The sequence below is a fragment of the Saccharothrix xinjiangensis genome, assembly GCF_039527585.1.
GTDB lineage: Bacteria > Actinomycetota > Actinomycetes > Mycobacteriales > Pseudonocardiaceae > Actinosynnema > Actinosynnema xinjiangensis.
This window is the reverse complement of sequence record NZ_BAAAKE010000005.1, coordinates 159,916-182,365: the sequence shown is the minus strand read 5'-3', so window position 1 is coordinate 182,365 and position 22,450 is coordinate 159,916. Positions and strand designations below refer to the sequence as shown.

25 protein-coding genes and 1 riboswitch are annotated in these 22,450 nt (G+C 73.8%); of the genes, 16 read left to right on the top strand and 9 right to left on the bottom strand.

The genetic code is table 11. The features are described 5' to 3' along the window. The first annotated feature begins 83 nt into the window (after positions 1-83). The 9 genes from ABD223_RS14290 (at position 84) to ABD223_RS14250 (ending at position 7,196) form a co-directional block, all read left to right on the top strand. Positions 84-1,349: a glutamate-5-semialdehyde dehydrogenase gene (locus tag ABD223_RS14290; RefSeq protein ID WP_344036660.1), complete on the top strand. Its 1,266-nt coding sequence runs from the start codon at positions 84-86 to the stop codon at positions 1,347-1,349. A 145-nt stretch (positions 1,350-1,494) separates the two neighbouring features. Continuing rightward, positions 1,495-2,679, top strand: a complete 1,185-nt coding sequence (locus tag ABD223_RS14285; protein WP_344036659.1) for a cytochrome P450 — start codon at positions 1,495-1,497, stop codon at positions 2,677-2,679. Between the two features lie 4 nt (positions 2,680-2,683). Then, on the top strand, positions 2,684-2,905 hold the full coding sequence (locus ABD223_RS14280; RefSeq protein WP_344036657.1) for a ferredoxin: 222 nt from the start codon (positions 2,684-2,686) through the stop codon (positions 2,903-2,905). Positions 2,906-3,124: 219 nt separating this feature from the next. After that, complete coding sequence (gene nadD, locus ABD223_RS14275) at positions 3,125-3,718, top strand: nicotinate-nucleotide adenylyltransferase (RefSeq protein WP_344036656.1); 594 nt, start codon at positions 3,125-3,127, stop codon at positions 3,716-3,718. 69 nt (positions 3,719-3,787) lie between these two features. Beyond that, on the top strand, positions 3,788-4,174 hold the full coding sequence (rsfS, locus tag ABD223_RS14270) for a ribosome silencing factor (protein ID WP_344036655.1): 387 nt from the start codon (positions 3,788-3,790) through the stop codon (positions 4,172-4,174). Further along, positions 4,171-4,785 (top strand): histidine phosphatase family protein, encoded by a 615-nt coding sequence (locus ABD223_RS14265; RefSeq protein WP_344036654.1) that lies wholly within the window; start codon positions 4,171-4,173, stop codon positions 4,783-4,785. Before rsfS ends, ABD223_RS14265 begins: the two co-directional genes overlap by 4 nt. Further along, a complete protein-coding gene (octT, locus tag ABD223_RS14260) occupies positions 4,782-5,513 on the top strand; it encodes a diglucosylglycerate octanoyltransferase (RefSeq protein ID WP_344036652.1) in 732 nt (243 codons plus the stop codon). The genes ABD223_RS14265 and octT overlap by 4 nt, the downstream gene beginning before the upstream one ends. An 11-nt stretch (positions 5,514-5,524) precedes the next feature. Then, entirely contained in the window at positions 5,525-6,367 is an 843-nt protein-coding gene (locus ABD223_RS14255; RefSeq protein ID WP_344036650.1) for a DegV family protein, read from the top strand. Between the two features lie 97 nt (positions 6,368-6,464). After that, positions 6,465-7,196: a ComEA family DNA-binding protein gene (locus tag ABD223_RS14250; RefSeq protein ID WP_344036648.1), complete on the top strand. Its 732-nt coding sequence runs from the start codon at positions 6,465-6,467 to the stop codon at positions 7,194-7,196. A gap of 281 nt (positions 7,197-7,477) precedes the next feature. Here ABD223_RS14250 and ABD223_RS14245 read toward each other — a convergent pair whose 3' ends face one another. Then, positions 7,478-7,912 (bottom strand): hypothetical protein, encoded by a 435-nt coding sequence (locus ABD223_RS14245; protein WP_344036646.1) that lies wholly within the window; start codon positions 7,910-7,912, stop codon positions 7,478-7,480. Positions 7,913-7,980: 68 nt separating this feature from the next. On the opposite strand from ABD223_RS14245, the gene ABD223_RS14240 reads away from it, so the two are divergent. Together ABD223_RS14240 and ABD223_RS14235 are read left to right on the top strand one after the other, a co-directional pair. Next, the gene (locus ABD223_RS14240; protein WP_344036644.1) at positions 7,981-10,287 is read left to right on the top strand and encodes a DNA internalization-related competence protein ComEC/Rec2; all 2,307 of its coding nucleotides are present in this window, start codon (positions 7,981-7,983) and stop codon (positions 10,285-10,287) included. Further along, the gene (locus ABD223_RS14235) at positions 10,284-10,745 is read left to right on the top strand and encodes a hypothetical protein (protein ID WP_344036643.1); all 462 of its coding nucleotides are present in this window, start codon (positions 10,284-10,286) and stop codon (positions 10,743-10,745) included. The genes ABD223_RS14240 and ABD223_RS14235 overlap by 4 nt, the downstream gene beginning before the upstream one ends. 342 nt (positions 10,746-11,087) lie before the next feature. Here ABD223_RS14235 and thrC read toward each other — a convergent pair whose 3' ends face one another. Then, positions 11,088-12,353, bottom strand: a complete 1,266-nt coding sequence (thrC, locus tag ABD223_RS14230) for a threonine synthase (RefSeq protein ID WP_344036642.1) — start codon at positions 12,351-12,353, stop codon at positions 11,088-11,090. An 11-nt stretch (positions 12,354-12,364) separates the two neighbouring features. Beyond that, a riboswitch (SAM riboswitch) is annotated at positions 12,365-12,479 on the bottom strand. Between the two features lie 98 nt (positions 12,480-12,577). On the opposite strand from thrC, the gene holA reads away from it, so the two are divergent. After that, positions 12,578-13,561, top strand: coding sequence for a DNA polymerase III subunit delta (holA, locus tag ABD223_RS14225; protein WP_344036641.1), 984 nt, complete (start codon positions 12,578-12,580; stop codon positions 13,559-13,561). 88 nt (positions 13,562-13,649) lie between these two features. Here holA and rpsT read toward each other — a convergent pair whose 3' ends face one another. Beyond that, a complete protein-coding gene (gene rpsT / locus ABD223_RS14220) occupies positions 13,650-13,910 on the bottom strand; it encodes a 30S ribosomal protein S20 (RefSeq protein ID WP_344036640.1) in 261 nt (86 codons plus the stop codon). 130 nt (positions 13,911-14,040) lie between these two features. Then, on the bottom strand, positions 14,041-16,317 hold the full coding sequence (locus ABD223_RS14215) for a glycoside hydrolase family 3 N-terminal domain-containing protein (RefSeq protein ID WP_344036639.1): 2,277 nt from the start codon (positions 16,315-16,317) through the stop codon (positions 14,041-14,043). Positions 16,318-16,456: 139 nt separating this feature from the next. Here ABD223_RS14215 and ABD223_RS14210 point away from each other — a divergent pair, with 139 nt between their 5' ends. Continuing rightward, positions 16,457-17,260 carry a sulfite exporter TauE/SafE family protein gene (locus ABD223_RS14210; protein ID WP_344036638.1) on the top strand — a complete coding sequence of 268 codons (804 nt, stop codon included), beginning with the start codon at positions 16,457-16,459 and terminating at the stop codon, positions 17,258-17,260. Here ABD223_RS14210 and ABD223_RS14205 read toward each other — a convergent pair. Genes ABD223_RS14205 through ABD223_RS14195 form a run of 3 tightly spaced genes read right to left on the bottom strand, consistent with a single transcriptional unit; the run spans position 17,229 to position 19,231 of the window. Further along, the gene (locus ABD223_RS14205; protein ID WP_344036637.1) at positions 17,229-18,104 is read right to left on the bottom strand and encodes a VOC family protein; all 876 of its coding nucleotides are present in this window, start codon (positions 18,102-18,104) and stop codon (positions 17,229-17,231) included. The genes ABD223_RS14210 and ABD223_RS14205 overlap by 32 nt on opposite strands. Further along, a complete protein-coding gene (locus ABD223_RS14200; RefSeq protein ID WP_344036636.1) occupies positions 18,097-18,306 on the bottom strand; it encodes a type II toxin-antitoxin system antitoxin in 210 nt (69 codons plus the stop codon). The genes ABD223_RS14205 and ABD223_RS14200 overlap by 8 nt, the downstream gene beginning before the upstream one ends. Before the next feature lies 1 nt (position 18,307). Continuing rightward, positions 18,308-19,231: an SPFH domain-containing protein gene (locus ABD223_RS14195; RefSeq protein ID WP_344036635.1), complete on the bottom strand. Its 924-nt coding sequence runs from the start codon at positions 19,229-19,231 to the stop codon at positions 18,308-18,310. 106 nt (positions 19,232-19,337) lie between these two features. On the opposite strand from ABD223_RS14195, the gene ABD223_RS14190 reads away from it, so the two are divergent. Genes ABD223_RS14190 through ABD223_RS14180 form a run of 3 tightly spaced genes read left to right on the top strand, consistent with a single transcriptional unit; the run spans position 19,338 to position 21,322 of the window. After that, entirely contained in the window at positions 19,338-20,447 is a 1,110-nt protein-coding gene (locus tag ABD223_RS14190) for a winged helix DNA-binding domain-containing protein (protein ID WP_344036634.1), read from the top strand. Between the two features lie 4 nt (positions 20,448-20,451). Further along, positions 20,452-20,940, top strand: a complete 489-nt coding sequence (locus ABD223_RS14185; RefSeq protein ID WP_344036633.1) for a GNAT family N-acetyltransferase — start codon at positions 20,452-20,454, stop codon at positions 20,938-20,940. Positions 20,941-20,953: 13 nt separating this feature from the next. Further along, a complete protein-coding gene (locus ABD223_RS14180; protein WP_344036632.1) occupies positions 20,954-21,322 on the top strand; it encodes a VOC family protein in 369 nt (122 codons plus the stop codon). Here ABD223_RS14180 and ABD223_RS14175 read toward each other — a convergent pair. Beyond that, positions 21,299-21,895 carry a class I SAM-dependent methyltransferase gene (locus tag ABD223_RS14175; RefSeq protein WP_344036631.1) on the bottom strand — a complete coding sequence of 199 codons (597 nt, stop codon included), beginning with the start codon at positions 21,893-21,895 and terminating at the stop codon, positions 21,299-21,301. The genes ABD223_RS14180 and ABD223_RS14175 overlap by 24 nt on opposite strands. 116 nt (positions 21,896-22,011) lie before the next feature. After that, a complete protein-coding gene (locus ABD223_RS14170) occupies positions 22,012-22,440 on the bottom strand; it encodes a type II toxin-antitoxin system PemK/MazF family toxin (RefSeq protein WP_344036630.1) in 429 nt (142 codons plus the stop codon). Positions 22,441-22,450 lie beyond the last annotated feature (10 nt).

Below are 22,450 nucleotides of genomic sequence, written 5' to 3'. Positions count from 1 at the left end.
ACACCTTGGCAGACGTCCCCGACAGTTCCGATCCGCGAGAACCTCGCAGACAGCCACGTCCGGGTGACCGTAGGCTGATCCGCGTGACTGACGACCTGCGCGAACAGGTGCGCGCCGCGGCCCGGCGCGCCCGTGTCGCCGCCAACGAGCTCGTCCTTGCCACCCGTGAGCGCAAGGACGCCGCCCTGCACGAGATGGCCGCCGCGCTGCGCACCCGGGCCGCCGAGGTGCTGGAGGCCAACGCCAAGGACGTCGAAGCGGGCCGCGCCGCCGGCCTCAACCAGGGGCTGCTGGACCGCCTCGCGCTGAACGAGGCGCGCGTCGAGGGCGTGGCCGCCGGCCTGGAGACGGTCGCGGGCCTGGCGGACCCGGTCGGCGAGGTGCTGCGCGGCTCGATCCTGCCCAACGGGCTGGAGCTGCGGCAGGTCCGCGTCCCGATGGGCGTGGTCGGCATGGTCTACGAGGCTCGCCCGAACGTCACCGTGGACGCCGCCGGCCTGGCGCTGAAGTCCGGCAACGCGGCGCTGCTGCGCGGCTCCTCGACCGCGGAGCACTCCAACGCGGCGCTGGTCGCGATCCTGCGCGACGCCTTGGAGGCGGCCGGCCTGCCCGCGGACGCGGTGCAGCTGCTGCCGTGCCACGACCGCGCGTCGGTCACCCACCTGATCACCGCGCGCGGCCTGGTCGACCTGGTCATCCCGCGCGGCGGCGCGGGCCTGATCAACGCGGTCGTGCAGCAGGCCACCGTGCCGACCATCGAGACCGGCGTGGGCAACGTGCACGTGTTCGTGGACGCCTCCGCCGACCTCGACATGGCCGAGCGCATCGTGCTCAACTCCAAGATCCGCCGCCCCAGCGTGTGCAACTCGGCCGAGTCGCTGCTGGTGCACGCCGCCGTGGCGGACGAGTTCGTGCCCCGCATCACCGAGGCGCTGCTGGCCAGGGACGTCGTGGTGCACGGCGACGAGCGGTTCGCCCTCGACGGGCGCGTGGTGGCCGCCACCGACGAGGACTGGGGCACCGAGTACCTGTCGCTGGACATCGCCGCCCGCGTGGTCGACTCGCTCGACGAGGCCGTCGAGCACATCGCCGAGCACGGCTCCGGTCACACCGAGGCCATCGTGACGAGCGACTTCAACGCGGCCCGCCGGTTCACCGCCCGGGTCGACGCCGCCGCGGTCATGGTCAACGCCTCCACCGGGTTCACCGACGGCGGCGAGTTCGGCATGGGCGCGGAGATCGGCATCTCCACGCAGAAGCTGCACGCCCGCGGTCCGATGGGCCTGGCCGAGCTGACCTCGTCCAAGTGGGTCGTCTGGGGCGACGGGCAGGTCCGGCCGACGTCGTGAGCCGACCCCGGGTGCGGACCCCGCCCGCGTCGCCGCCCTGGTGACCCGGGCGGCTCCGTGCTGGTCGAACGCACGGAAAGCGGTTGACGGTGCGTAGCGGCATCCTTACTGTCTGATGTAAGCGAACGCTTGCACGGGGGTGCCGATGGAAATCAGGTCCTACCCGTTCACCGAGCCCGACGACCTGGTGCTCAACCCCACCCTCCTGGAGCTCCAGCGCGAGGAGCCGGTGGCCAGGGTGCGCCTGCCGTTCGGCGGCGAGGCGTGGCTGGTCACCCGGTACGAGGACGTCAAGACGGTGCTCGCCGACCCGAGGTTCAGCCGCGCCGCGGTGATGGAGCCGGGCGCCGACGTGCCGCGGTCGCTGCCGGACATGCCGACCGAGACGAACATCCTGAGCATGGACCCGCCGGACCACACGCGGCTGCGCAAGCTGGTGGCCAAGGGGTTCACCTCGCGCCGCACCGAGCAGCTGCGCGATCGCGCCCAAAGGATCGTGGACGGCCTGCTGGACGCGGTGGAGGAGCAGGGACCGCCCGCCGACCTCGTCGAGGCGCTGGCGATGCCGCTGCCGATCACGATCATCTGCGAGCTGCTGGGCGTGCCGGTCGAGGACCGCGGGCGGTTCCGGGCCTGGTCGGACGCCGCCATGGCGATCACCGCGTTCCGGCCCGAGGAGATCGTCGCGGCGAACGAAGCGCTGCGCGGGTACATCGCCGGGCTGGTGGAGGCCAAGCGCGCCGACCCCACCGACGACGTGCTGTCCGTGCTGGTCGCGGCGCACGACGACGAGGACCGGCTCACCGCGCGGGAGCTGGTGTCGTTCGGGGTGGTGCTGCTGGTCGCGGGCCACGAGACCACCGCCAACCAGATCGGCAACTTCGTCTACCTGCTGCTCCGCGACCCCGACCGGCTCGCGGAGCTGCGCGACGACCCGTCGCTGGTGCCCGCCGCGGTGGAGGAGCTGCTGCGGATCACCCCGCTGGGCGGTTCGGCGGGCTTCCCCCGCGTCGCCACGGCCGCGGTGGAGCTGTCCGGCGTCACGATCGCCGCAGGTGAGGCGGTGTTCGTCAACAACCTGGCGGCCAACCGGGACCCGTCGGTGTTCGACCGCCCGGACGAGGTGGACTTCCACCGCGAGCACAACCCGCACATCACGTTCGGCCACGGCGCGCACCACTGCATCGGCGCGTCCCTGGCCCGGATGGAGCTCCAGGTGGCCGTCGGCACGCTGCTCAAGCGGTTCCCGTCGCTCCGGCTGGACGGTGGTGTCACGTTCAAGAAGGGCAGGCTGATCCGAGGTCCGCAGGCCCTTCCCGTCAGGTGGTGAGGTCATGGCGCACTGGACCGTGGAGGTCGACCGCAGCACGTGCCTGGGCACCGGCATGTGCACGTCCATCGCGCCGGGTCACTTCCGGCTCGAAGGCGGCACGTCGGTACCGGTCAACCCGTCCGTGGAGCCCGACGACTCGGTGGTGGACGCGGCCGAATCGTGCCCTATGGAGGCGATCCTGGTGCGCGACGCCGACGGCACGGTGCTCGCGCCCCAGGAGTAACGGCCCCGGGAGTAATCGGCCGCGGGAAGAACCGCGCCCGATCGCGTCATGGCGGCGAGGCGTCCGCGTCCCACCGTCGCGCGACCCCGATTCGGGACGGGGGCGCGCGATCGCGGACGCGGCCCACTCCCCCGGGGCGCGACCGGGATCGGTGCGCGGGCGCGGCCTTCCGGGGAGCGACCGGCCGCCCGCGCGCCACCCGAACTAGGCTCACGTCCCATGTCCAACCGCCGGATCGGCGTCATGGGTGGCACCTTCGACCCGGTGCACCACGGCCACCTCGTCGCGGCCAGCGAGGTGCAGGCCCGCTTCGGCCTCGACGAGGTCGTCTTCGTGCCCACCGGGCAGCCCTGGCAGAAGAGCGAGCGCCAGGTCAGCCCGGCCGAGGACCGCTACCTGATGACGGTCGTCGCCACGGCGTCCAACCCCGGGTTCTCGGTCTCCAGGGTCGACATCGACCGGGAAGGCCCCACCTACACCGTCGACACGCTCACCGACCTGAGCGCCGCGCACCCCGGCGCGGACCTGTTCTTCATCACCGGCGCGGACGCGCTGGAGCAGATCCTGTCCTGGCGGCGCGCGGACCGCGTGTTCGACCTCGCGCACTTCATCGGCGTCACGCGACCCGGCTACGAGCTGGACGACACCCACCTGCCACCCGGTGCGGTGTCCCTGGTCGAGGTGCCCGCGATGGCCATCTCGTCCACCGACGTGCGGACCCGCACGGCCGCCGGCCTGCCGGTTTGGTACCTGGTGCCCGACGGTGTCGTTCAGTACATCTCGAAGCGCAGGCTCTACTCGGTGCCGGACTGACGCCCGACGCCGGTACCCTCAGTAACTCGTGCGGGCGTATCGGCGTCCGCCGAGGTGATGAGGAGAGAAGTGGCAGCCACCGACGAGGCACGACGGTTGGCGCTGGTCGCCGCGAACGCGGCGGCCGACAAGAAGGCGCACGACGTGATCGTGCTCGACGTGTCCGACCAGCTGGTGATCACCGACGTGTTCGTGATCGCCTCCGCGCCCAACGAGCGGCAGGTCGGCGCGATCGTGGACAACGTCGAGGAAAAGCTGCGCGAGGCCGGTCGCAAGCCGGTCCGCCGCGAGGGCGCGCGCGAGGGTCGCTGGGTCCTGTTGGACTTCGTGGACGTCGTCGTGCACGTCCAGCACGTGGAGGAGCGCAGCTTCTACGGCCTGGAACGGCTGTGGAAGGACTGCCCGCGCATCGAGTTCGACGCCGGGCCCGTGACCGACGAGGTCGCGGAGGCATGACCCTCAGCCGGCTCGTGCTGTGGCGGCACGGTGAGACCGATTACAACGCGACCAACCGCATGCAGGGCCACCTGGACTCGGCGTTGACCGAGACCGGGTGGAACCAGGCTCGGTTCGCGGTGCCGGTCCTCGCCGGGTTCGCGCCCGAGCTGGTGGTCGCCTCGGACCTGCACCGCGCGCGGGACACCGCGTCGGTGTTCACCGAGGTGACGGGGGTCCCGCTGCGCATCGACGAGCGGTTGCGCGAGACGCACCTGGGCAAGTGGCAGGGCCTGACCACCGCGGAGATCGAGGTGGAGTGGCCCGGCATGCTGGAGCTCTGGCGCGGTGACGGCACCCTGTCCCCGCCCGAGGGCGAGACGCGCGTGGAGGTCTCCGAGCGCGCGCTCGCCGTGGTCGACGAGGTGGACGCGGAGTTCTCCGGGACGGTCATGCTGTGCGCGCACGGCGGGCTGATCAGCGCGTTGACCGGGCGGCTGCTGGAGCTGCCGGTGGACCGCTGGGGGCTGCTCGGCGGCATCGGCAACTGCCACTGGACGGTGTTCGCGCGGCGTCCGGGCGGTGACGGCCGGTGGCGGCTGTCGTCGTACAACGCCGGAACCACCAGGTGAGGCTGCTCGTCCTCGGCGACTCGCTGACGTTCCACGGGCCTCGGGGTCCGCTGCCCGCGGACCACCCGCGGCTGTGGCCGAACGTGTGCGCGGCGGCGTTGGGCGGGCACGCGGAGCTGGCGGCCGGGTTCGGCTGGACGGCCAGGGACGCCTGGTGGTCGCTGACCGGCGACCCGAGGGTGTGGTCGTTGCTGCCGCGCACGGACGTGCTGGTGCTGGCGGTGGGTCACATGGACACGCTGCCGTCGCCGCTGCCCACGTTCTGGCGGCAGGGGCTGCGCTACCTGCGGCCGGACCGGGTGCGACGGCGGGCGCGGGCGGCCTACCTGGCGCTCCAGCCGGTGCTGTCCCGGCTGCTCGGCGGGCGCCCGGTGGCGTTGCCGCCGCACCTGACCGTGCGGTACCTGGACGACTCGGTGCGCGCGGTGCACGCCCTCGAACCGGGGATCCGGGTCGTGGGCATGACGCCCTCGGTGCACCGGGCGCCGGCGTACGGCGGGGTGCACACCGGGCGTGCGGCGGCGGAACGCGCGCTGCGCGGGTGGGCCTCGCGGGCGGGCGTGCCGCTGCTGGACGTGCCCGCGCTGGTGGGCGAGCACGTGCGGTCCCGGCACGGCAACCCGGACGGCCTGCACTGGGGCTGGGAAGCGCATGAGCTGGTCGGCGAGGCCATGGCGGAACTGGTCCGCGCCGTGGCGGTCGGTCACCCGGGGGGTGCGGAGCCGTAGTCTCGGCACTCGTGTCCACCACGATCGTCACCGACTCCACGGCGTACCTGCCGGAGGGGTTCGCCGAGCGGCACGGCATCCGGGTCGTCCCGCTGCACGTGGCCGTGGACGGTCGCAGCAGGTTGGACGTGGTGGACTTCGGCCCGGCGGAGCTGGCGGCGGCGCTGGGGGAGCACCGCCGGGTGACCACGTCCCGGCCCACGCCGGGCGAGCTGGCCGAGGTGTACCGCTCGGCGCTCGACGGGGGAGCCGGGTCGATCGTGTCCGTGCACCTGTCCCGGGAGCTGTCGGGCACGTGGGAGGCCGCGAGGCTGGCCGCCGAGGAGGTCGACCCCGACCGGATCAAGGTGGTCGACTCGCGCGCCACGGGCATGGGGCTGGGCTTCGCCGTGCTGGCCGCCTGCGCCGCGGCCGAGGACGGCGCGGACGCCGAGCGGGCGGCGGTCGACGCGGCGGCTCGCGTCCGGATGTTCTTCTGCGTGGAAACCCTCGACCACCTGCGGCGGGGTGGGCGCATCAGCCCCACGGCGGCCCTGCTCGGCACGGCCCTGGCGGTGAAGCCGCTGCTGCACGTCGACGACGGCCGCATCGTGCCGCTGGAGAAGGTCCGCACGATGGGGCGGGCGATCGGGCGCCTGGTCGACCTCGCCGCGGCGGCCGCCGGTTCCGGCCGCGTCGGGCTGGCCGTCCACCACCTGGCCGCGCCGGACCGCGCCGCGGAACTCGCGGTGCGGCTCGACGACCGCGTCCCCGGCTCGGCCGGCTGCCTGGTTTCCGAGGTGGGGGCCGTGATCGGCGCTCACACGGGCCCCGGCGTCCTGGGCGTCGTGGTGTTGCCGGGCGGGGTCTCGTAGCCCGCTTATCCACCACGTTTATCCATCACGCGGAAGTTATCCACAGATCCGGGATCGCCACTCCCGCGACTGCTCCAACCGGCCTAGCGTCGATCACATGTTCGACGCGAAACCGGAAACCACGAAAGCCCGCCTGAGGGACCTGGTCCACCAGGAGCGGGGCAGGCACCGAGCGGCCGAGACCGACGAGAAGCTGGTCTTCGTCGATGCCGAAGGCCAGGACGTCGGTCCGCCCGGCAGGCTCGGGCGCCTGCTGCGCCGCCTGCTGCCCGACCCCGCGCTCCCGCCCCGCCGCGCGGTCCTGTTCGCCGGCCTCGCGGCGGGGGTGGTGCTCGCGGTCGTGCTGGCCCTGTGGTGGCAGCGACCGGCGCCCGAGAGCCCACCCGACCTCGCGGTGGCCGAACCCGCCGCCGTCACGCAGGTCGAGCAGCAGCTCGTCGTCAACGTCATCGGCCAGGTCCCGGCACCGGGCCTGGTGACGGTGCCCAGCGGCGCCAGGGTGGCCGACGCCGTGCGCGCCGCGGGCGGCCCCAACCCGGGCGCCGACCTGACCTCGCTCAACCTGGCCCGCAAGGTCGCCGACGGCGAGCAGATCGCCGTGGGCGTTCCCCTGCCGCAGCCGGCCGACCAGGCGGGCCAACCGCTGAACGTGAACACCGCGACGAAGGAACAGCTCGACACCCTGCCCGGTGTCGGCCCGGTGACCGCGCAGCGCATCGTCGACCGCCGCTGGAAGCAGGGCCCGTTCACCTCGCTCGAACAGCTGGGCGAGATCGAGGGCATCGGCGACGCGAAGCTGGCCAAGCTCGGCGAACTGGTCCGCCTCTAGGCGGCCACTAGGCCCCGGACAACCACGCAACTCCGACAACCAGCCAACTCCGACAACCACTCGACCCGTCCATCACGAGGAGTCCTCCGATGAGCCCAGCCTGCCCTTCCCCGAACAAGCCGACCTCGGCCACCGCACGTGCCGGGTTCAAGGCGCCCATGCCCGAAACCGCCACCCGCTCGAAGTTCCCGAGGTGCCACGCGTCCGGCTGGGACGTCGACGGAGCAACACCCGCACGACCCACCGACCGTTCGCCTACCGACCGTTCGCCCGCCGACGGCTCACCTGCCGACCGCTCGACCGACCACCACCCACCCGACCGCCACCAGCGGACCAGGCGGTCGAGGGTGCGCCGAACCCCCACCACGCGCAGCCACCCCCACCTCGGTCTCTGCCTCCGCCTCCACCTCCGGCACACCTTCGACCGACTCGTCCTCCGCCCCGTCCGCTCCACACCGGCTCCGCACCACGCCCACCTCACCGCCCACCGCCGGGTCCGCCGTCGGGCACGACGGCTGCTCATCCGCCTGCTCCGCCGCCTGATCGCCGGCGACACCGCCGTCGAGCCCACCGGGAGGACCCGTCCGCAGCTCGTCGTCCACCGCGCCCGCCGTCGACTCCGGCTGCTGCTCGAACGGCTGCTCCGCCGCGCGTTCGGCGACCGTCCCTCCAAGGAGGACCGCTCGTACCTCGCCACTGCCCGCGCCGTTGCCCACACCGCCGTCCGTGTCGTTGCCCGCGTCGCTGTCGGCGCTGTTGTCCGCCGTCTCGGGTGGGCGGGGTCGTGAACCCCCTCGCGCACCTCGTCCCGGCCGCGCTCGCCGTCTGGGCCACCGCCCTCGCCGGTCTCCTGTGGACCTGGTGGGCCGCTCCCGCGGTCGGCCTGGCCGCGGCGCTCGTCGGTGGTCTGGTGCTGCGGCCCTGGCGCCCGGCGGCGGTCGCCATCGCGGTGGCGGGACCGGTGGCGGCGTGCTGGATCGGCGCGCAAGCCCACGCGTCGGCCCACCACCCGCTGCGCGCGGACGCCGAGCGCGGGACGCCCGCCACCCTCCACTTCGAACTCGACGACCGACCCCACGGCCTGCGCACCAGCGGCTTCGGTTCGCGAGCGGGCGGTGTCGACCTGGTCCTGGTCCGCGCGACCCTCGTGGACGGCGGCCGGGTGGTGGCCTTGGCGCCGGCCGCCGGTTGGCAGGAGCTGCTGCCCGGCCAGCGGGTCACGGCGAAGGGCGTGCTCGCCCCACCCAGGGGCGGTGAGCTGACGGTCGCCGTCCTGCGGGTCCGGGGACCGCCGCAGGCGGCGACCGGGGCGCCGGTGTGGCAGCGGGTGGCAGAGGACCTGCGGTCCGGACTTCGGGACGCGAGCACCGCTCTCGAACCAGAACCCGCCGGGCTGCTGCCGGCCCTGGTGGTCGGCGACACCTCGCGCCTCACGCCCAGGGTGGTGGAGGAGTTCCGCACTGCCGGGCTCGCCCACGTCCTGGCGGTCAGCGGGGCGAACCTGGCGATCCTGTGCGGCGCGGTGCTGTTGCTGCTGCGGCTGTTCCGCATAGGTCCACGCGGGTGCGCGGCGGGCGCGATGACCGCGCTGGTGGGGTTCGTGGTGCTCGCCGGGCCGGAACCGAGCGTGCTGCGAGCCGCGGTGATGGGTGCGGTGGCGTTGCTGGCGCTGGTGCTGGGACGGGAGCGGTCGGCGTTGCCGGCGCTCGCGGCCGCGGTGGTGGTCCTGGTGCTCTACGACCCGGAGCTGGCCACCGACCCGGGGTTCGGCCTGTCGGTGGTGGCCACCGCGGCGCTGGTGCTGCTGGCGCCGAGGTGGTCCGCCGCGATGAGGGAACGCGGTGTGCCGGTCGGGCTCGCGGAGGCGCTGGCTGTGCCGGTGGCCGCGAACCTGGCCACCGCGCCCCTGGTCGCCGGCATCTCCGGGCAGGTCAGCCTGGTCGCCGTGGTGGCGAACCTGCTGGTCGCCCCGGTGGTGGCGCCGGCCACGGTGCTCGGTGTGTCGGCCGCGGTGCTGGCGGCGGTCCACGAACCGGTGGCGCGGCTGGTCGTCGAGGTGGCCGGACCGGCGGTGAGCTGGTTGATCACCGTGGGGCGGCACGCGGCGGCGGTGCCGGGCGCGGCGCTCGGGTGGCCCGAGGGCTGGGTCGGCGGGGCGCTGCTGGCCGGGGTGCTGGTGCTCGGCTGGGTGATCCTCCGGCTGCGGCGGCTGCGGGTGCTGGTCGTGGCCGCGGTGGTCGGCGCGGGGGTGGTCCTCGTGCCGCTGGAGGTGGTCTCGCCGCGCTGGCCCGTTCCGGGCTGGTCGGTGGTGGCCTGCGACGTCGGTCAGGGCGACGCGGTCGTCCTGGCCACCGCCGAGCGCGACCGGGCGGTGCTGGTCGACACCGGGCCCGATCCGGTGCCGGTGCTGTCGTGCCTGCGGCGGTTGGGGGTGCGGCGCATCCCGCTGGTGGTGCTGAGCCACCTGCACGCCGACCACGTCGGCGGGCTGGCCGCGGTGCTGGCGGAACGAGGGGTGGGCGCGGTGGCCGTGGGGCCCGCGCGCCGGCCGGAGTGGGCGTGGGAGGAGGTGCGAGCGCAGGCGCGGGCGGCGGGGGTCCGCGTGGTCGAGCTGAGCGCCGGGCAGCGGTTGAGCTGGCCGGGGCTGGGGCTCGACGTGCTGGGTCCGCGTGCGGGCCCGGTGGGCGAGACGAACACGGCGGTCAACGACGCGTCGCTGGTGCTGCGGGCCTCGACCGCGGCGGGGCGGGTGCTGTTGACCGGCGACGTCGAGCTGGCCGGACAGGCCGACCTGCTCGACGGGCACGTCGACCTGCGGGCCGACGTGCTCAAGGTGCCGCACCACGGGTCGCGGTACTCGTCACCGGCGTTCCTCGCGGCCGTGCGGCCGCGGGTCGCGCTGGTGAGCGTCGGCGCGGGCAACCGCTACGGCCACCCCAGCGGCGTGGTGGTCGACGCCCTGGTGGGACAGGGCGCGCTGGTGCTGCGCACCGACCGGGACGGCGACACCGCCGTCCTCACCGGCCCGGAGGGGCCGCGGATCGTCCGCCGGGGCGGTCCGCTCGACAACGCGAAAGGGAGCAGACCATGAGGAAGGACCTGTGGATCAGGCTCAACGCGGGCTGGCGGCGGCCCGGCGACCACCGGGCCCTGGGGTGGGCGCTGTGGCAGCCGGGCTACACGGCGCAGCCCTGGCCGCGCGACGAACTGCGCGCCGCCTTCACCTACTACGTGTGCGAGGACCGGCTCGGCGGCGAACGCGGCATCGTCGCGCGGGCCACCACCACCGGTGTGGTCCACACGGCCGAGGCCGCCTCCGCCGACGCCGCGTACCGCCTGGTCGCCGACACCCTGTTCGACGACGACCTCGCGATACCGCCGGAGGAGTGGCACGCCGAGCGCTACAACCAGGAGAAGGCGAAACGGCCCTGGCCGCAGCTGCTGACCGCGTGGCGCGTGGTCACCGAACCGGTGGAGCCGCGCGTGCTGCCGGAGCTGTCCGCCTTCCCTCGCACCGGCTGGCTGCGCACCTCGGGAGCCGCCCTGTGAACCTCGGGAGCCGCCCGGTGAACAGCGCGTCGGGGTCGAGGGGTGCCGCGCCGGGCTTGACCCGAGCGGGTCGGACGACCGGACCGCGCCGAGCCGACCCCGATCAGGTCGGCCCGGGTCAAGCCGAGCCCGGTCGAGCCGGCCCCGGTCGAGCCGAGCCCGGCCGAGCCAGTCCCGGTCGAGCCAGTCCCGGTCAGGCCGGGGCGGGCCTCCGTGGAGGTGAGTCCGACGAGGCCCGCGACTCCGGTGTGGACGGTCTCGGTGTAGACGGTTCCGGTGTGGACGGTCCTGGTGTGGACGGTGGTCCGGCTCGTGGTCCCGCTCGTGGCTCGGGTGGTGGTGTCAGTCCTGGAGGGCCTTCAGCACGGCCTCCGCCGACGGCGGCACGTTGGCGCGGGGGCCGATGCGGCTGCCGAGGGCGTCGAGGGTCTTGAGGCCGTCGCCGGTGATGAGCAGGACGGTTTCGCCGTCCGGGTCGAGTTGGCCGGACTCGATGAGCTTCTTCGCGGTGGCGACCGTCACGCCGCCGGCGGTCTCGGCGAAGATGCCCTCGGTGCGGGCCAGCAGCCGGATGCCCTCGATGACCTCTTCGTCGGTGACGTCCTCGATCGCGCCGTTGGTGCGGCGCACGGCGTCCAGCACGTAGGGGCCGTCGGCGGGGGCTCCGATCGCCAGTGAGCGGGCGATGGTGTCCGGGCGCACCGGGGTGACCACGTCGTGGCCGGCCTTGTAGGCGGACGCGACGGGGGAGCAGCCGGTGGCCTGGGCGCCGAACACCCGGTACGGGGTCTGCTCGACCAGGTCGAGTTCGCCCAGTTCGCGGAAGGCCTTGTCGACCTTGGTCAGCTGGGAGCCGGACGCGATGGGGACGACGATCTGGTCGGGCAGGCGCCAACCGAGCTGTTCGGCGACCTCGTAGCCCAGCGTCTTGGAGCCCTCGGCGTAGTACGGGCGGACGTTGACGTTGACGAACGCCCAGTCCTCGTGCTCGGCGGCCAGTTCCTGGGCCAGCCGGTTCACGTCGTCGTAGTTGCCGTCGACGGTGATCAGGTTGCCGTCGTAGACGGCGGTCATGAGGATCTTCGCCTGCTCCAGGCTGGAGGGCACCAGGACCACCGAGCGCCAGCCGGCGCGGGCCGCGGCGGCGGCGACGGCGTTGGCGAGGTTGCCGGTGGACGGGCAGGCCAGGACCTTGAAGCCCAGCTCACGGGCCGCGGCGAGGGCGACGCCGACGACGCGGTCCTTGAAGGAGTGGGTGGGGTTGCCGGTGTCGTCCTTGACCCAGACCTTGCGGACGCCCAGGGCCTTGGCGAGGCGGTCGGCCTCCACCAGGCGGGTGCCGCCGGGGTTGGTGTTGGGGTGCGACTCGACGTCGGAGGGCACGGGGAGCAGGCCGCGGTAGCGCCAGATCGACCGGGGGCCGGCCTCGATGTCCTCACGGCGGACCCGGCCGAAGTCGTAGGCCACTTCCAGCGGCCCGAAACACTCCAGACAGGCGTATTCCGGTGCGAGCGGCGTCTCGTGCCCGCACTCGCGGCAGGACAGGGCGCGAGCCGGACCGAGGTCGAAGGAGGTGGTGGTCGCCGAGGGCGCACTGACAGCAGTCATCGCGAGGTATCTCCTCATCTTTCCCGCGTCGCGGGTCGGATTTGGCACCGTGATCGTTCAGCGGACGCTGGACGACGGGTTGCCGGGGCTTCTTCGGGCCGATCCCTCTGCCCCTCTGGATGAGCGGTATTCACTTGTGGTGGCCTCAACTTACGACACGTCCCGACGTGTAGCCAGTGACGTCCACCATCCGGACGGTGGGAGGGCGTGGGAGGATCGCGCGCGTGAGTGCGCCCGCTGACACGCCCGATGCCGTCCACCTGGTCATCGGCGAGGAGGAGTTGCTGGTCGAGCGCGCGGTGCGCGGGGCCCTGGAGGTCGCGCGGAAGATCGACCCGCAGGCCGACCTCACCCGCGTTCGGGTGACTGAGCTCACCCCTCCGGAGCTGGCCGAACTGGTGAGCCCGTCGCTGTTCGCGGAGGGGCGGGTGATCGCGCTCGAAGCCGCGCAGGAGGTGGGCAAGGAGATCGCCGACGCCGTGATCGCCTACGCCAAGTCACCCGCCGACGGGGTGACGCTGGTCGTCGTGCACAGCGGCGGTGGGCGCAGCAAGGCGGCCAAGGAGCTGCCCGCCGCGCTGCGCAAGGCCGGCGCCGGGGTGACCGAGTGCCCCAAGATGACCAAGGCCGCGGACCGCGAGGCGTTCGTCCGCAACGAGATCCGCGCGGCGGGTGGCGGCAAGGCCGACCCGGAGGCCGTGGCCGCGCTGATCGAGGCGATCGGGTCCGACCTGCGGGAACTGGCTGCGGCGGCGTCGCAGCTGGTCGCCGACACCGGCGGGAAGGTCGACGCCGAGGCGGTTCGCCGCTACCACCGGGGTCGGGCCGAGGTGACCGGGTTCGCGGTCGCGGAGAAGGCCGTGATGGGTGATCGGGCCGGTGCGCTGGAGGCGCTGCGCTGGGCGATCCAGCTCGGCGTGCCGCACGTGCTGGTGGCCGACGCGCTGGCGGACGCGGTGCGCACGGTCGCGCGCGTGTCGGCGGTCGGTCGGGGCGACCCGTTCAAGCTGGCGGGCGAGCTGGGGATGCCGCCGTGGAAGGTGAAGAAGGCGCAGGGGCAGTCGCGCGGCTGGGAGGAGCGGGGGCTGGCGACGGCCATGTCGGTGGTCGCGGACCTCAACGCGGATGTGAAGGGCGCCGCCGCCGACTCGGGTTACGCCCTGGAGCGAGCGGTCCTGAAGATCGTCGCCGTCCACGGTCGCCGCTGAGCCCGTGATGGGTGTGGGAGCGGTGTGAAAGCAAGAGCGCCGCTCGCCCCTCGCGGGGGAGCGGCGCTCTCGGTGCCGTGGACCAGAATCAGATCTGGTTGGCGCGCCTGGCCAGCGCCGACTTCTTGTTCGCGGCCTGGTTGGCGTGGATCACGCCCTTGGTGACGGCCTTGTCGAGCTTGCGGGAGGCCTCCTGCGCCAGCGCGACGGCCTTCTCCTTGTCACCGGCCTCGGCGGCCTCACGGAACTTGCGGATCGCGGTCTTCAGCGACGACTTGACGGCCTTGTTGCGCAGGCGCGCCTTCTCGTTCGTCTTGATCCGCTTCAGCTGGGACTTGATGTTCGCCACGCGAAAGCCACCCTTTTCCTCGGTCTCGGAGTCGCACCGCGCTCTTCGATCGGCTCCACCCCGGGTTCGGGGCGGTCTTCCTCCACAGCGGAATGCCGCGCGGTACGACCGATCACGATATCAGGGCTGCTCACCGCACCGTGAACCCCACCCTCCCCTCGCCGACCAGCACCTCGTACCGGCCCTTCGCCACCTCGGGCCTGCCGGTGGCGTCCAGGTCGCCGGCGGTCACGGCCAGGCGCTCCACGTCGAACGGCACCTCGACCGCGCGCTGCTCGCCGGCCTTCAGCTCCACCCGCGTGAAGGCCACCAGGCGGCGGTCCGGGGTGAGGACCTTGCTGACCGGCTGGTGCACGTACACCGGCACCACCAGGGCGCCGTCGCGGTCGCCGGTGTTGGTGACCGTGACCCGCACCTCGACCTTGCCGTCGCGGCGGACCTCGCCGGCCTTCAGGGTCGGCGCGGACGTGGTGAAGGTGGTGTAGGACAGGCCGTGGCCGAAGGCGAAGGCCGGGTCGTAGTTCGAGCTCTCGCCGGCGTTCGCGCCGCGCGGCTGGTCGTAGGAGAACGGCTGGTCACCGATGGTCTTGGGCCACGACACCGGCAGCTTGCCGCTGGGGTTGACCGCGCCGAACAGCACGTCGGCGACGGCGCCGCCGCCCTCGGAGCCCGGCAGCCAGCCGGCGAGCAGCGCGGGCGCCTGGGCCACCGTGCCCAGCACCTGCGGCCGCCCGGTCAGCAGGACCACGACCACCGGCTTGCCCGTCGCGCGCACGGCGTCGACCAGGCCTTGCTGCTCCGCGGTCAACGCGGGGGACTCGGTGTCGGCCTCGCCCTCGGCGCCCGGGTCCTCGCCCAGCACGACGACCACGGCGTCCGCGTCGCCCGACTGGGTCACGGCGTCGGCCTGGGTGGTGGCGCTGACCACGTTCGCGTTCGGCGCGGCGGCCCGGATGCCCTGGAGCACGGTGGTGGTCGGGGGCAGCGGGGACCCCGCCGGCACGCCCTGCCAGCCGACGCTCCAGCCGCCGAGCTGGCGCGCCACCGAGTCGGCCGCGTCGCCGGTCACCACGAGCTTGCGGGCGCCGGTGGACAGCGGCAGCACGCCCTCGTTGCGCAGGAGCACCACACTTTCCGCTGCGGCCCGCCGCGCCAGCGGGCGGTCGGCGCCGTTGACGATGCCGTCGGCCCGCGCCGGGTCCACGAACGGCTCCTCGAACAGCCCCAGCTCGAACTTGAGCGTCAGGATGCGCCGCACGGCCTGGTCGATCCGCTTGCCGCTGATGGCGCCGCCGCGCAGGCCCGCCAGCACGCCCTGGGTGAACTCCGCCGCGTTCGACGGCTCCATCGCCATGTCCACGCCGGCGTTCACCGCCATCGCGATGGCCTCCCGGTAGTCCGCCGCCACGTGGTAGCGGTCCACCAGGAACCGGATGTCCTCCCAGTCGGAGATCGCCACGCCGCGGAAGCCCATCCGGTCGCGCAGCTGCTCGGTGAGCAGGTACTTCGACGCGTGCGCCGGCACGCCGTTCACCGCGCCGGAGTTGATCATCACGGTCCGCACGCCCGCGTCGAACTGCGCCTGGAACGGCGGCAGCACGGTGTCCTGGAGGTACCGGACCGGCAGGTGCGCGGGCGCCCGGTCGTGGCCGTTGAACGGCTCGGAGTACCCGGCGAAGTGCTTGGCGGTGGCGGCGAGGGAGGCGGTGCCGTCGGCCTCGCGCTGCTGGCCGCGCACGTTCGCCGCGGCCAGCGCGCCCGCCAGCGCCGGGTCCTCGCTGTAGGTCTCGTAGTAGCGGCCCCACCGCGTGTCGCGGGCCAGGTCGGAGACCGGCGCGAAGTTCCAGAACACGCCGGTGGCGCGCATGGCCCGCCCGGTGGACTCGCCCAGGTCCTCCATCAGGCCGGGGTTCCACGTCGCGCCGAGGCCGACCTGGTGCGGGAACATCGTGGCGGTGAGCACGTTCGAGTGGCCGTGCACGCCGTCCGCGCCGTAGATCAGGGGGATGCGCAGGCGGCTGTGGTCCAGCGCGTACCGCTGGATCTCGTTGGTCATCTCGGCCCACGCCCGCGGCGTGTTCGGGTTCGGCGCGTCACCGCCGCCGGACAGGATCGAGCCGACCTCGGCGTCCTCCAGCACCGCCTTCATGCAGTCCTCGCGCAGCGGGCCGGCGTTCCACTCGCAGTTGCCGCGCAGCTTCCCCAGTCGGATCTGGGTCATCTGGCCGACCTTCTCCTCCGGCGTCATGCGCCGCAGGAGGTCGTCGACGCGGCGCTCGACCGGCGCGCGGGCGTCCTGGTAGTGCGGTCCGCGCGGTTCACCGGCGCCGACCGCCTGCGATCCGCCGGCGAGCACGGCGAGCGCGGTGAGCACGCCGGCCACGGCGCGCTTTCGGGATCTCCACATCGAGAACCTCCTGGTCGCTCAGGTCGCCCGGACCAACCCTCCACGCGCGCCCCGGCTCACGACAGGGCTGAACGGGCCATTGAGGGAGCGCTCCCAGGAGCAACGAAAAGCAGTACGCTTGTCCGGTTAAGCTGTTCGGGTGACCACCGCTCTCGACTGGCCCGGCTTCGGGCAGATCTCGCTCGCCGCCCTGCTGTTCCTCTGCCTGGCCGCCGCCCTCGCCGGCGCGGTCGACGCGGTGGTCGGCGGCGGCGGCCTGGTCCAGCTGCCCGCGATGCTGCTGATCATGCCCGGTGGGCAGCCGCTGTACTCGTTGGCCACCAACAAGATCGCCGCCGTGGTCGGCACGGCCGCCGCGGTGCGCACCTACGCCCGGGAGACCACGATCGACTGGTGGGCGGCGGTGCCCATGGCGCTGGCCGCGTTCGGCGGCGCGGTGGGCGGCGCCGCGTTCGCGGGCGCGCTCGCGCCCGGCGTGCTCAACGGCGTGGTGCTCGTCGCGCTGGTCGGCGTCGGCCTCTACACGTGGCGCAAGCCGGAGCTGGGCGTGGCGGAGGCGCCGCGGTTCGCGCGCGCCGCCCAGGTCGGCGCGATGGCGGTCGGCGGCGCGCTGATCGGCTTCTACGACGGCCTCGCCGGGCCGGGCACCGGCGCGTTCCTGGTCTTCCTGCTGGTGGGCGTGGTGGGGTTCGCGTTCCTGCGCGCCTCGGCCACGGCGAAGATCGTCAACGTGGCCACCAACCTGGGCGCCCTGCTGTACTTCATCCCGGCCGGGAAGGTGCTGTGGGGCCTGGGTCTGGTGCTCGCGGTGTGCAACCTGACCGGCGCGGTGCTCGGGGCGAAGCTCGCCGTGCGGCGCGGGTCGTCGTTCGTGCGCCGGGTGTTCCTCACCGTCGTGGTGGCGCTGGTGGTCAGTCTGGGGTGGAAGGCGGTGGTTGGATGACCCGGAACGTCGCGCCCATCGGGTCGCCGACCGTGGTGAACCGGCCGAACCGCGTGTCGACCACGTCGCCGACCACCACGCCGCCCAGCTCGCGCGCCCGCCGGGCCGCCAGGTCCGCGTCGGCCACCGCGAAGTAGGTCATCCAGTGCGCCGGGATCTCCGCCGCGATCTCGTTGGCCATCCCGAACAGCCCGGCGACCACGCGCCCCTCGACGCGCAGCTGCGTGTACGGGAAGTCGGGCAGCGGGTCGAGGCCGACGTCGAACACCCGCTGGTAGAACTCGGCCGCGCCGAACGGGTCCCGGGTGGCCAGCTCGTTCCACACCACCGCGCCCGGCTCGTTCACCGCGTACGCGCCGATGTGCGTGCCCGCCTCCCACAGCCCGAACACCGCGCCGGTCGGGTCCACCGCGATCGCGCCGCGCCCCGGCCCGCCGGTGTCGAACTCCGGCACGAGCACCTTGCCGCCGGCCGTGACCAGGGTCGCCAGCGACTCGTCGAGGTCGTCGGTGGCCAGGTAGGTCGTCCACACCACCGGGAACATCACGTCCGGCGGCATCTCGCCGAACCCGGCCACGGGCCGCCCGCGCACCAGGGCGTGGGTGTAGTGGCCGGTCTCCGGGCCGCCGACCTCGAAGTCCCAGCCGAACAGCCCGCTGTAGAACGCCATCGTGGCGTCGCGGTCGGTGGTCATCATGTCCACCCACGCGGGCGTGCCCGGTGCGTACGGCTCGTTGACGTCGGTCACGCGGTCCACGTTCGCACCGGGCCGGGCCACCCGCGAGTCGATCAACGCGGACGTCGCCGGCGCCGGGTGGCGCCGACGACGTCCGAGGTCAGCCACCGTCCTCCTCGGACTTGCGCGGCCGGCCGCGCTTGGGTTGGGCCGTCGTGCCGGAGGGCAGGCGGCCCGCCTCGGCGAGCGCGCGGCGGAGCAGGAACTCGATCTGCGCGTTGGTGCTGCGCAACTCGTCGTTCGCCCACCTGACCAGGGCGTCGTGCACCGCCGGGTCGAGGCGCAGCAGGACGCTCTTGCGCTCGGCCAACTCAGTGGTACAGCGATCCGGTGTTGACGATCGGTTGCGTTGACCGTTCGCCGCACAGCACGACCAGCAGGTTCGACACCATCGCCGCCTTGCGCTCCTCGTCCAGTTCCACCACGTCCTGCTCGGCGAGCTTGGCCAGCGCCAGCTCCACCATGCCGACCGCGCCCTCCACGATCCGCGTCCGCGCCGCGACCACCGCGCCCGCCTGCTGGCGCTGGAGCATCGCCTGCGCGATCTCCGGAGCGTAGGCCAGGTGCGTCAGGCGCGACTCGATCACCTTCACGCCGGCCGACTGCACGCGCGCCGAGATCTCCAGCGACAGCGTCTCGGTGATCTCGTCGGCGTTCTCCCGCAGCGACAGCCCGGACTCGTCGTGGTTGTCGTACGGGTAGCTGGTGGCGATGTGCCGCACCGCGGTCTCGGTCTGGATGCCGACGAACCGGACGAAGTCGTCCACCTCGAACATGGCCCGCGCGGTGTCCTCGACCTGCCACACCACCACGGCGGCGATCTCGATGGGGTTGCCGTCGGCGTCGTTGACCTTCAGCGTCGCGGTCTCGTGGTTGCGGATCCTGGTCGACACCTTCACCTTGGTGGCCAGCGGGTTGGCCCACCGCAGGCCGTCCCGCCGCACCGTGCCGGTGTAGCTGCCGGCGAACTGGAGCACCCGGGCCTCGCCCGGCGCGACGGTGAACAGGCCGCCCGCGGCGACGCTGCCGCCGACGACCACCAGCGAGCCGCCGACGATCGCGGGCACGCTCGGCCCGTCGTCACCCCCGATCGCGCCCAGCACGATCAGCGCCGCGCCCGCCGCGATCAGCACCACCGCCACGCCCAGCACCCCCCACCCCGACACGTGCTTCGCCTCGCGCTCCCGGACGACGGGAGTCGGCATCCGCACCGCGACATCAGCGGCAGTGTCCATGTGCACCCCTCAAGTCATATCTCGTGCTTAGCAAAGTGATATCACTTTTCTCGCTGCCGTCGCAACGAGGGCGGGAACTGTCCGCGATACCGCTTAACGTGGGCTCATGACACCGGTACTGAGCCGCCGCGCCCTCGGGCGGGCCACCCTGGCCCGCCAGTTCCTGCTGGAGCGCACCGCGCGCCCGGTGACCGACGTGGTCCGGCACCTGGTCGGGTTGCAGGCCCAGACCCCGCACACCTGGTACACCGGGCTGTGGTCGCGCGTCGAGGGCTTCACCCCCGACCTGGCGGCCGGTCCGCTCGTCGACCGCGCCCTGGTGCGCATCGTGCTGATGCGCGGCACCATCCACCTGGTCACCGCCGAGGACGCCCTGGCGCTGCGCCCGCTCGTCCAGCCCGTGCTGGACCGCGGCCTCGTCCACAACCACACCCACGGCCGGGACGTGCGCGCCATGGACGTGCCCGCCGTGGTGGCCGCCGGACGCGCGCTGCTGACCGGGCGACCCCGCACCGCCAAGGAGCTGGGCGCCCTGCTGCACGAGCGCTGGCCGGACCGCTCGCCCGCCGCGCTGGCCCACGTGATCCGCTGCCTGGTGCCGCTGGTGCAGGTGCCGCCGCGCGGGGTGTGGGGGCGCAGCGGCCCCATCGCGCACGTCAGCGCGGAGGCCTGGCTGGGCGCCGAACCCGCCGAGCGGCCGGACGTGGACGCCGCCGTGCTGCGCTACCTCGCCGCGTTCGGCCCCGCCACCGTGCGGGACGTGCAGACCTGGTGCGGCCTGACGCGGCTGCGCGAGGTGGTCGAGCGGCTGCCGCTGGTCCGGTTCCGCGACGAGGACGGCCAGGAGCTGTTCGACCTGCCCGACGCGCCCCGGCCGGCCGAGGACGTGCCCGCGCCCGCGCGCTTCCTCTACGACTTCGACAACCTCCTGCTCTCGCACGCCGACCGCCGCCGCGTGGTCACCGACGACGTCCGGGCGCAGGAGTACGAGCCGCACGGCCCCGTGCCCCGGTTCTTCCTGGTCGACGGCGTCACCGCGGGCGACTGGAGGCTGCGCCGCGTCGACGGGGCCGCCACCCTGGAGCTGCGCCCGTTCCACCCGGCGGCCCTGACCGACGAGCTGGAGCGGGAGGCCGCCGCGCTGCTCGCGTTCCTCGCGCCGGACGCCCGCGAGCACGAGGTCCGGACAACCGGGCCGGCCGCCGCGCGTCACTGACCGCATGGGGATCATCACGGTGCGACCTCCGCGCGCGGAGGACAGGTGGCCGCTGGTCGACATCCACGTCAAGGCCCGGCGCAGCTACTACGAGGGGCACCTGCCGGAGGGCGAGCTGGCCGAGTGGGAGCGCGGGGCGCGCGCCAACGGCTACGACTTCACCCGGCCGGGCCGGGTGTGGCTGTGCGCCGACCTGGACGGCGCGCTCGCCGGGTTCGCCCTGGTCACGCCGGAGGGTGAGCTGAACCAGCTCCAGGTCGACCCGGCGCGCTGGGGCCGGGGCGTCGGCCACGCGCTGCACGAGGCGGCGCTGGCCGAGCTGCGCGGGCGCGGCCTGGCGACCGCGCACCTGGAGGTGTTCGCGGAGAACGAGCGGGCCCGGCGCTTCTACCTCGCGCACGGCTGGCGCGAGGTCGACGGCGGCGGGCCGGAAGACGGGGCAGGCGGCGACGGGGTCGCGCACGTGCGAATGGCGCGCGACCTGGACCTGTGATGCGCTGGGCGAGGTGGAGATCCTGAGCAGCCGCGTCCTGATCCGGTCCGCCGACCCCGAGCGGGTCCGCGCCTTCTACCGGGACGTCCTCGGCCTGGCCGTGCACCGGGAGTTCCCGGGCGGCACGGTGTTCTTCCTCGGCGGCGGCTTCCTGGAGGTGTCCGGCGCCGACGGCGAGGCGCCCACCGGCGCGACCCGGCTGTGGCTCCAGGTGCGCGACCTCGACGCCGCCGCCGCACGGCTGGCCGGGCACGTCGTCCGGCCGCCGCGGCGGGAGCCGTGGGGCCTGGACGAGATGTGGGTGGCGGACCCGGACGGGCGGCTGATCGCGTTCGTCGAGGTGCCCGCCGAACACCCGCTACGCCGGGACGTCCGCCAGTAGCTGCACGGTGGGCGGCACCACGCCGCCGTACTGGTGCAGCGAGGTGCGCACGGTCGTGAACCCGGCCTGCTCCGCCTCCCGGATCAGGTCGTACTCCGACGTGTCCAGCACCATCCGGTGCGCCGCCACCACCAGCCGCCCGCCCGGCCGCAGCACCCGCCGCAGCTCGTGGAACGCGGCCGCCCGGTTGCCCCACAGGTGGACGTTGTTCACCGAGGTCACCACGTCGACGGACGCCTCGGGCTGCCCGGTGCGGGTGGCCGCGCCCTCGCGCAGCTCCACCCGGCCCGCCACGATCAGCTCCGCGCACCGGTCGCGCGCCTCGGCCAGCATGACCTGCGACGGGTCGACGCCGATCGCCTTGAGCGCGCGCTCGCCGGCCAGCTTCAGGCCCACGCCCGGCCCCGGCCCGAGCACCAGCACGACCTCCTCGGCGGTGGGGCCCGCCACCTCGACGACGTGCTCCTCGACCTTCGCGTTCAGCTTGGCCATCACCCGGCCGCCCAGCTCGCCCACCTTGCCGCGGGGGTGGCCGAACGCCGCGTCCAACGCCTTCATCAGGTTGCTCGCCATGACCCCAGGTTCCCCGGCGGGCGACCGCCCGGCATCGGGGATGGCCCTGAACCGGCCCCCGGTGTGCACCCCCTGGTATGACCCCGGTTGGCCCCGGCACGTGCGGCGGAGCGGCCCTAGCCCCAGCCCAGCCCGCGCAGCGCGTCCACCACCAGCGAGAACCGCTCCGGCTCCAGCACCGAGCCCTCGCGCCGGATGTCGTCCTCGTCCAGCTCGAACACCCGGTCCAGGCGCAGGTAGGAGTGCCTGCCGTCGCGGTCCCAGCGGCCCGAGCCGAGGTCCACCGCCTCGCCCTGCTCGCGCGGGGCCCTGCTGGTCAGCATCAGCGCCAGCAGGGCGCGCCCGCGTCTGCCCACGACCAGCAGCGGCCGGTCCTTGCCGCGGTTCGCGTCCTCCTCGAAGGGCACCCACGCCCAGACCACCTCGCCCGGGTCGGCCAGGCCGTCCAGGTCGGGGGAGTACTCCAGGGTCGCCGCGGCGGCGGCCGGGTGGATCTCGCGCACCGCGCCCCGGGCCGGGCGGGGGTCCTCACCGTTCGCGTACACGCCGGCAGCC

Excerpts from the sequence above, each read along its gene's own strand:
- ABD223_RS14285 (WP_344036659.1), top strand. The coding sequence starts at position 1,495 with ATGGAAATCAGGTCCTACCCGTTCACCGAGCCCGACGACCTGGTGCTC.
- ABD223_RS14280 (WP_344036657.1), top strand. The coding sequence starts at position 2,684 with ATGGCGCACTGGACCGTGGAGGTCGACCGCAGCACGTGCCTGGGCACC.
- nadD (WP_344036656.1), top strand. The coding sequence starts at position 3,125 with ATGTCCAACCGCCGGATCGGCGTCATGGGTGGCACCTTCGACCCGGTG.
- ABD223_RS14265 (WP_344036654.1), top strand. The coding sequence starts at position 4,171 with ATGACCCTCAGCCGGCTCGTGCTGTGGCGGCACGGTGAGACCGATTAC.
- ABD223_RS14250 (WP_344036648.1), top strand. The coding sequence starts at position 6,465 with ATGTTCGACGCGAAACCGGAAACCACGAAAGCCCGCCTGAGGGACCTG.
- ABD223_RS14235 (WP_344036643.1), top strand. The coding sequence starts at position 10,284 with ATGAGGAAGGACCTGTGGATCAGGCTCAACGCGGGCTGGCGGCGGCCC.
- thrC (WP_344036642.1), bottom strand. The coding sequence starts at position 12,353 with ATGACTGCTGTCAGTGCGCCCTCGGCGACCACCACCTCCTTCGACCTC.
- ABD223_RS14215 (WP_344036639.1), bottom strand. The coding sequence starts at position 16,317 with ATGTGGAGATCCCGAAAGCGCGCCGTGGCCGGCGTGCTCACCGCGCTC.
- ABD223_RS14195 (WP_344036635.1), bottom strand. The coding sequence starts at position 19,231 with ATGGACACTGCCGCTGATGTCGCGGTGCGGATGCCGACTCCCGTCGTC.
- ABD223_RS14190 (WP_344036634.1), top strand. The coding sequence starts at position 19,338 with ATGACACCGGTACTGAGCCGCCGCGCCCTCGGGCGGGCCACCCTGGCC.
- ABD223_RS14185 (WP_344036633.1), top strand. The coding sequence starts at position 20,452 with ATGGGGATCATCACGGTGCGACCTCCGCGCGCGGAGGACAGGTGGCCG.
- ABD223_RS14175 (WP_344036631.1), bottom strand. The coding sequence starts at position 21,895 with ATGGCGAGCAACCTGATGAAGGCGTTGGACGCGGCGTTCGGCCACCCC.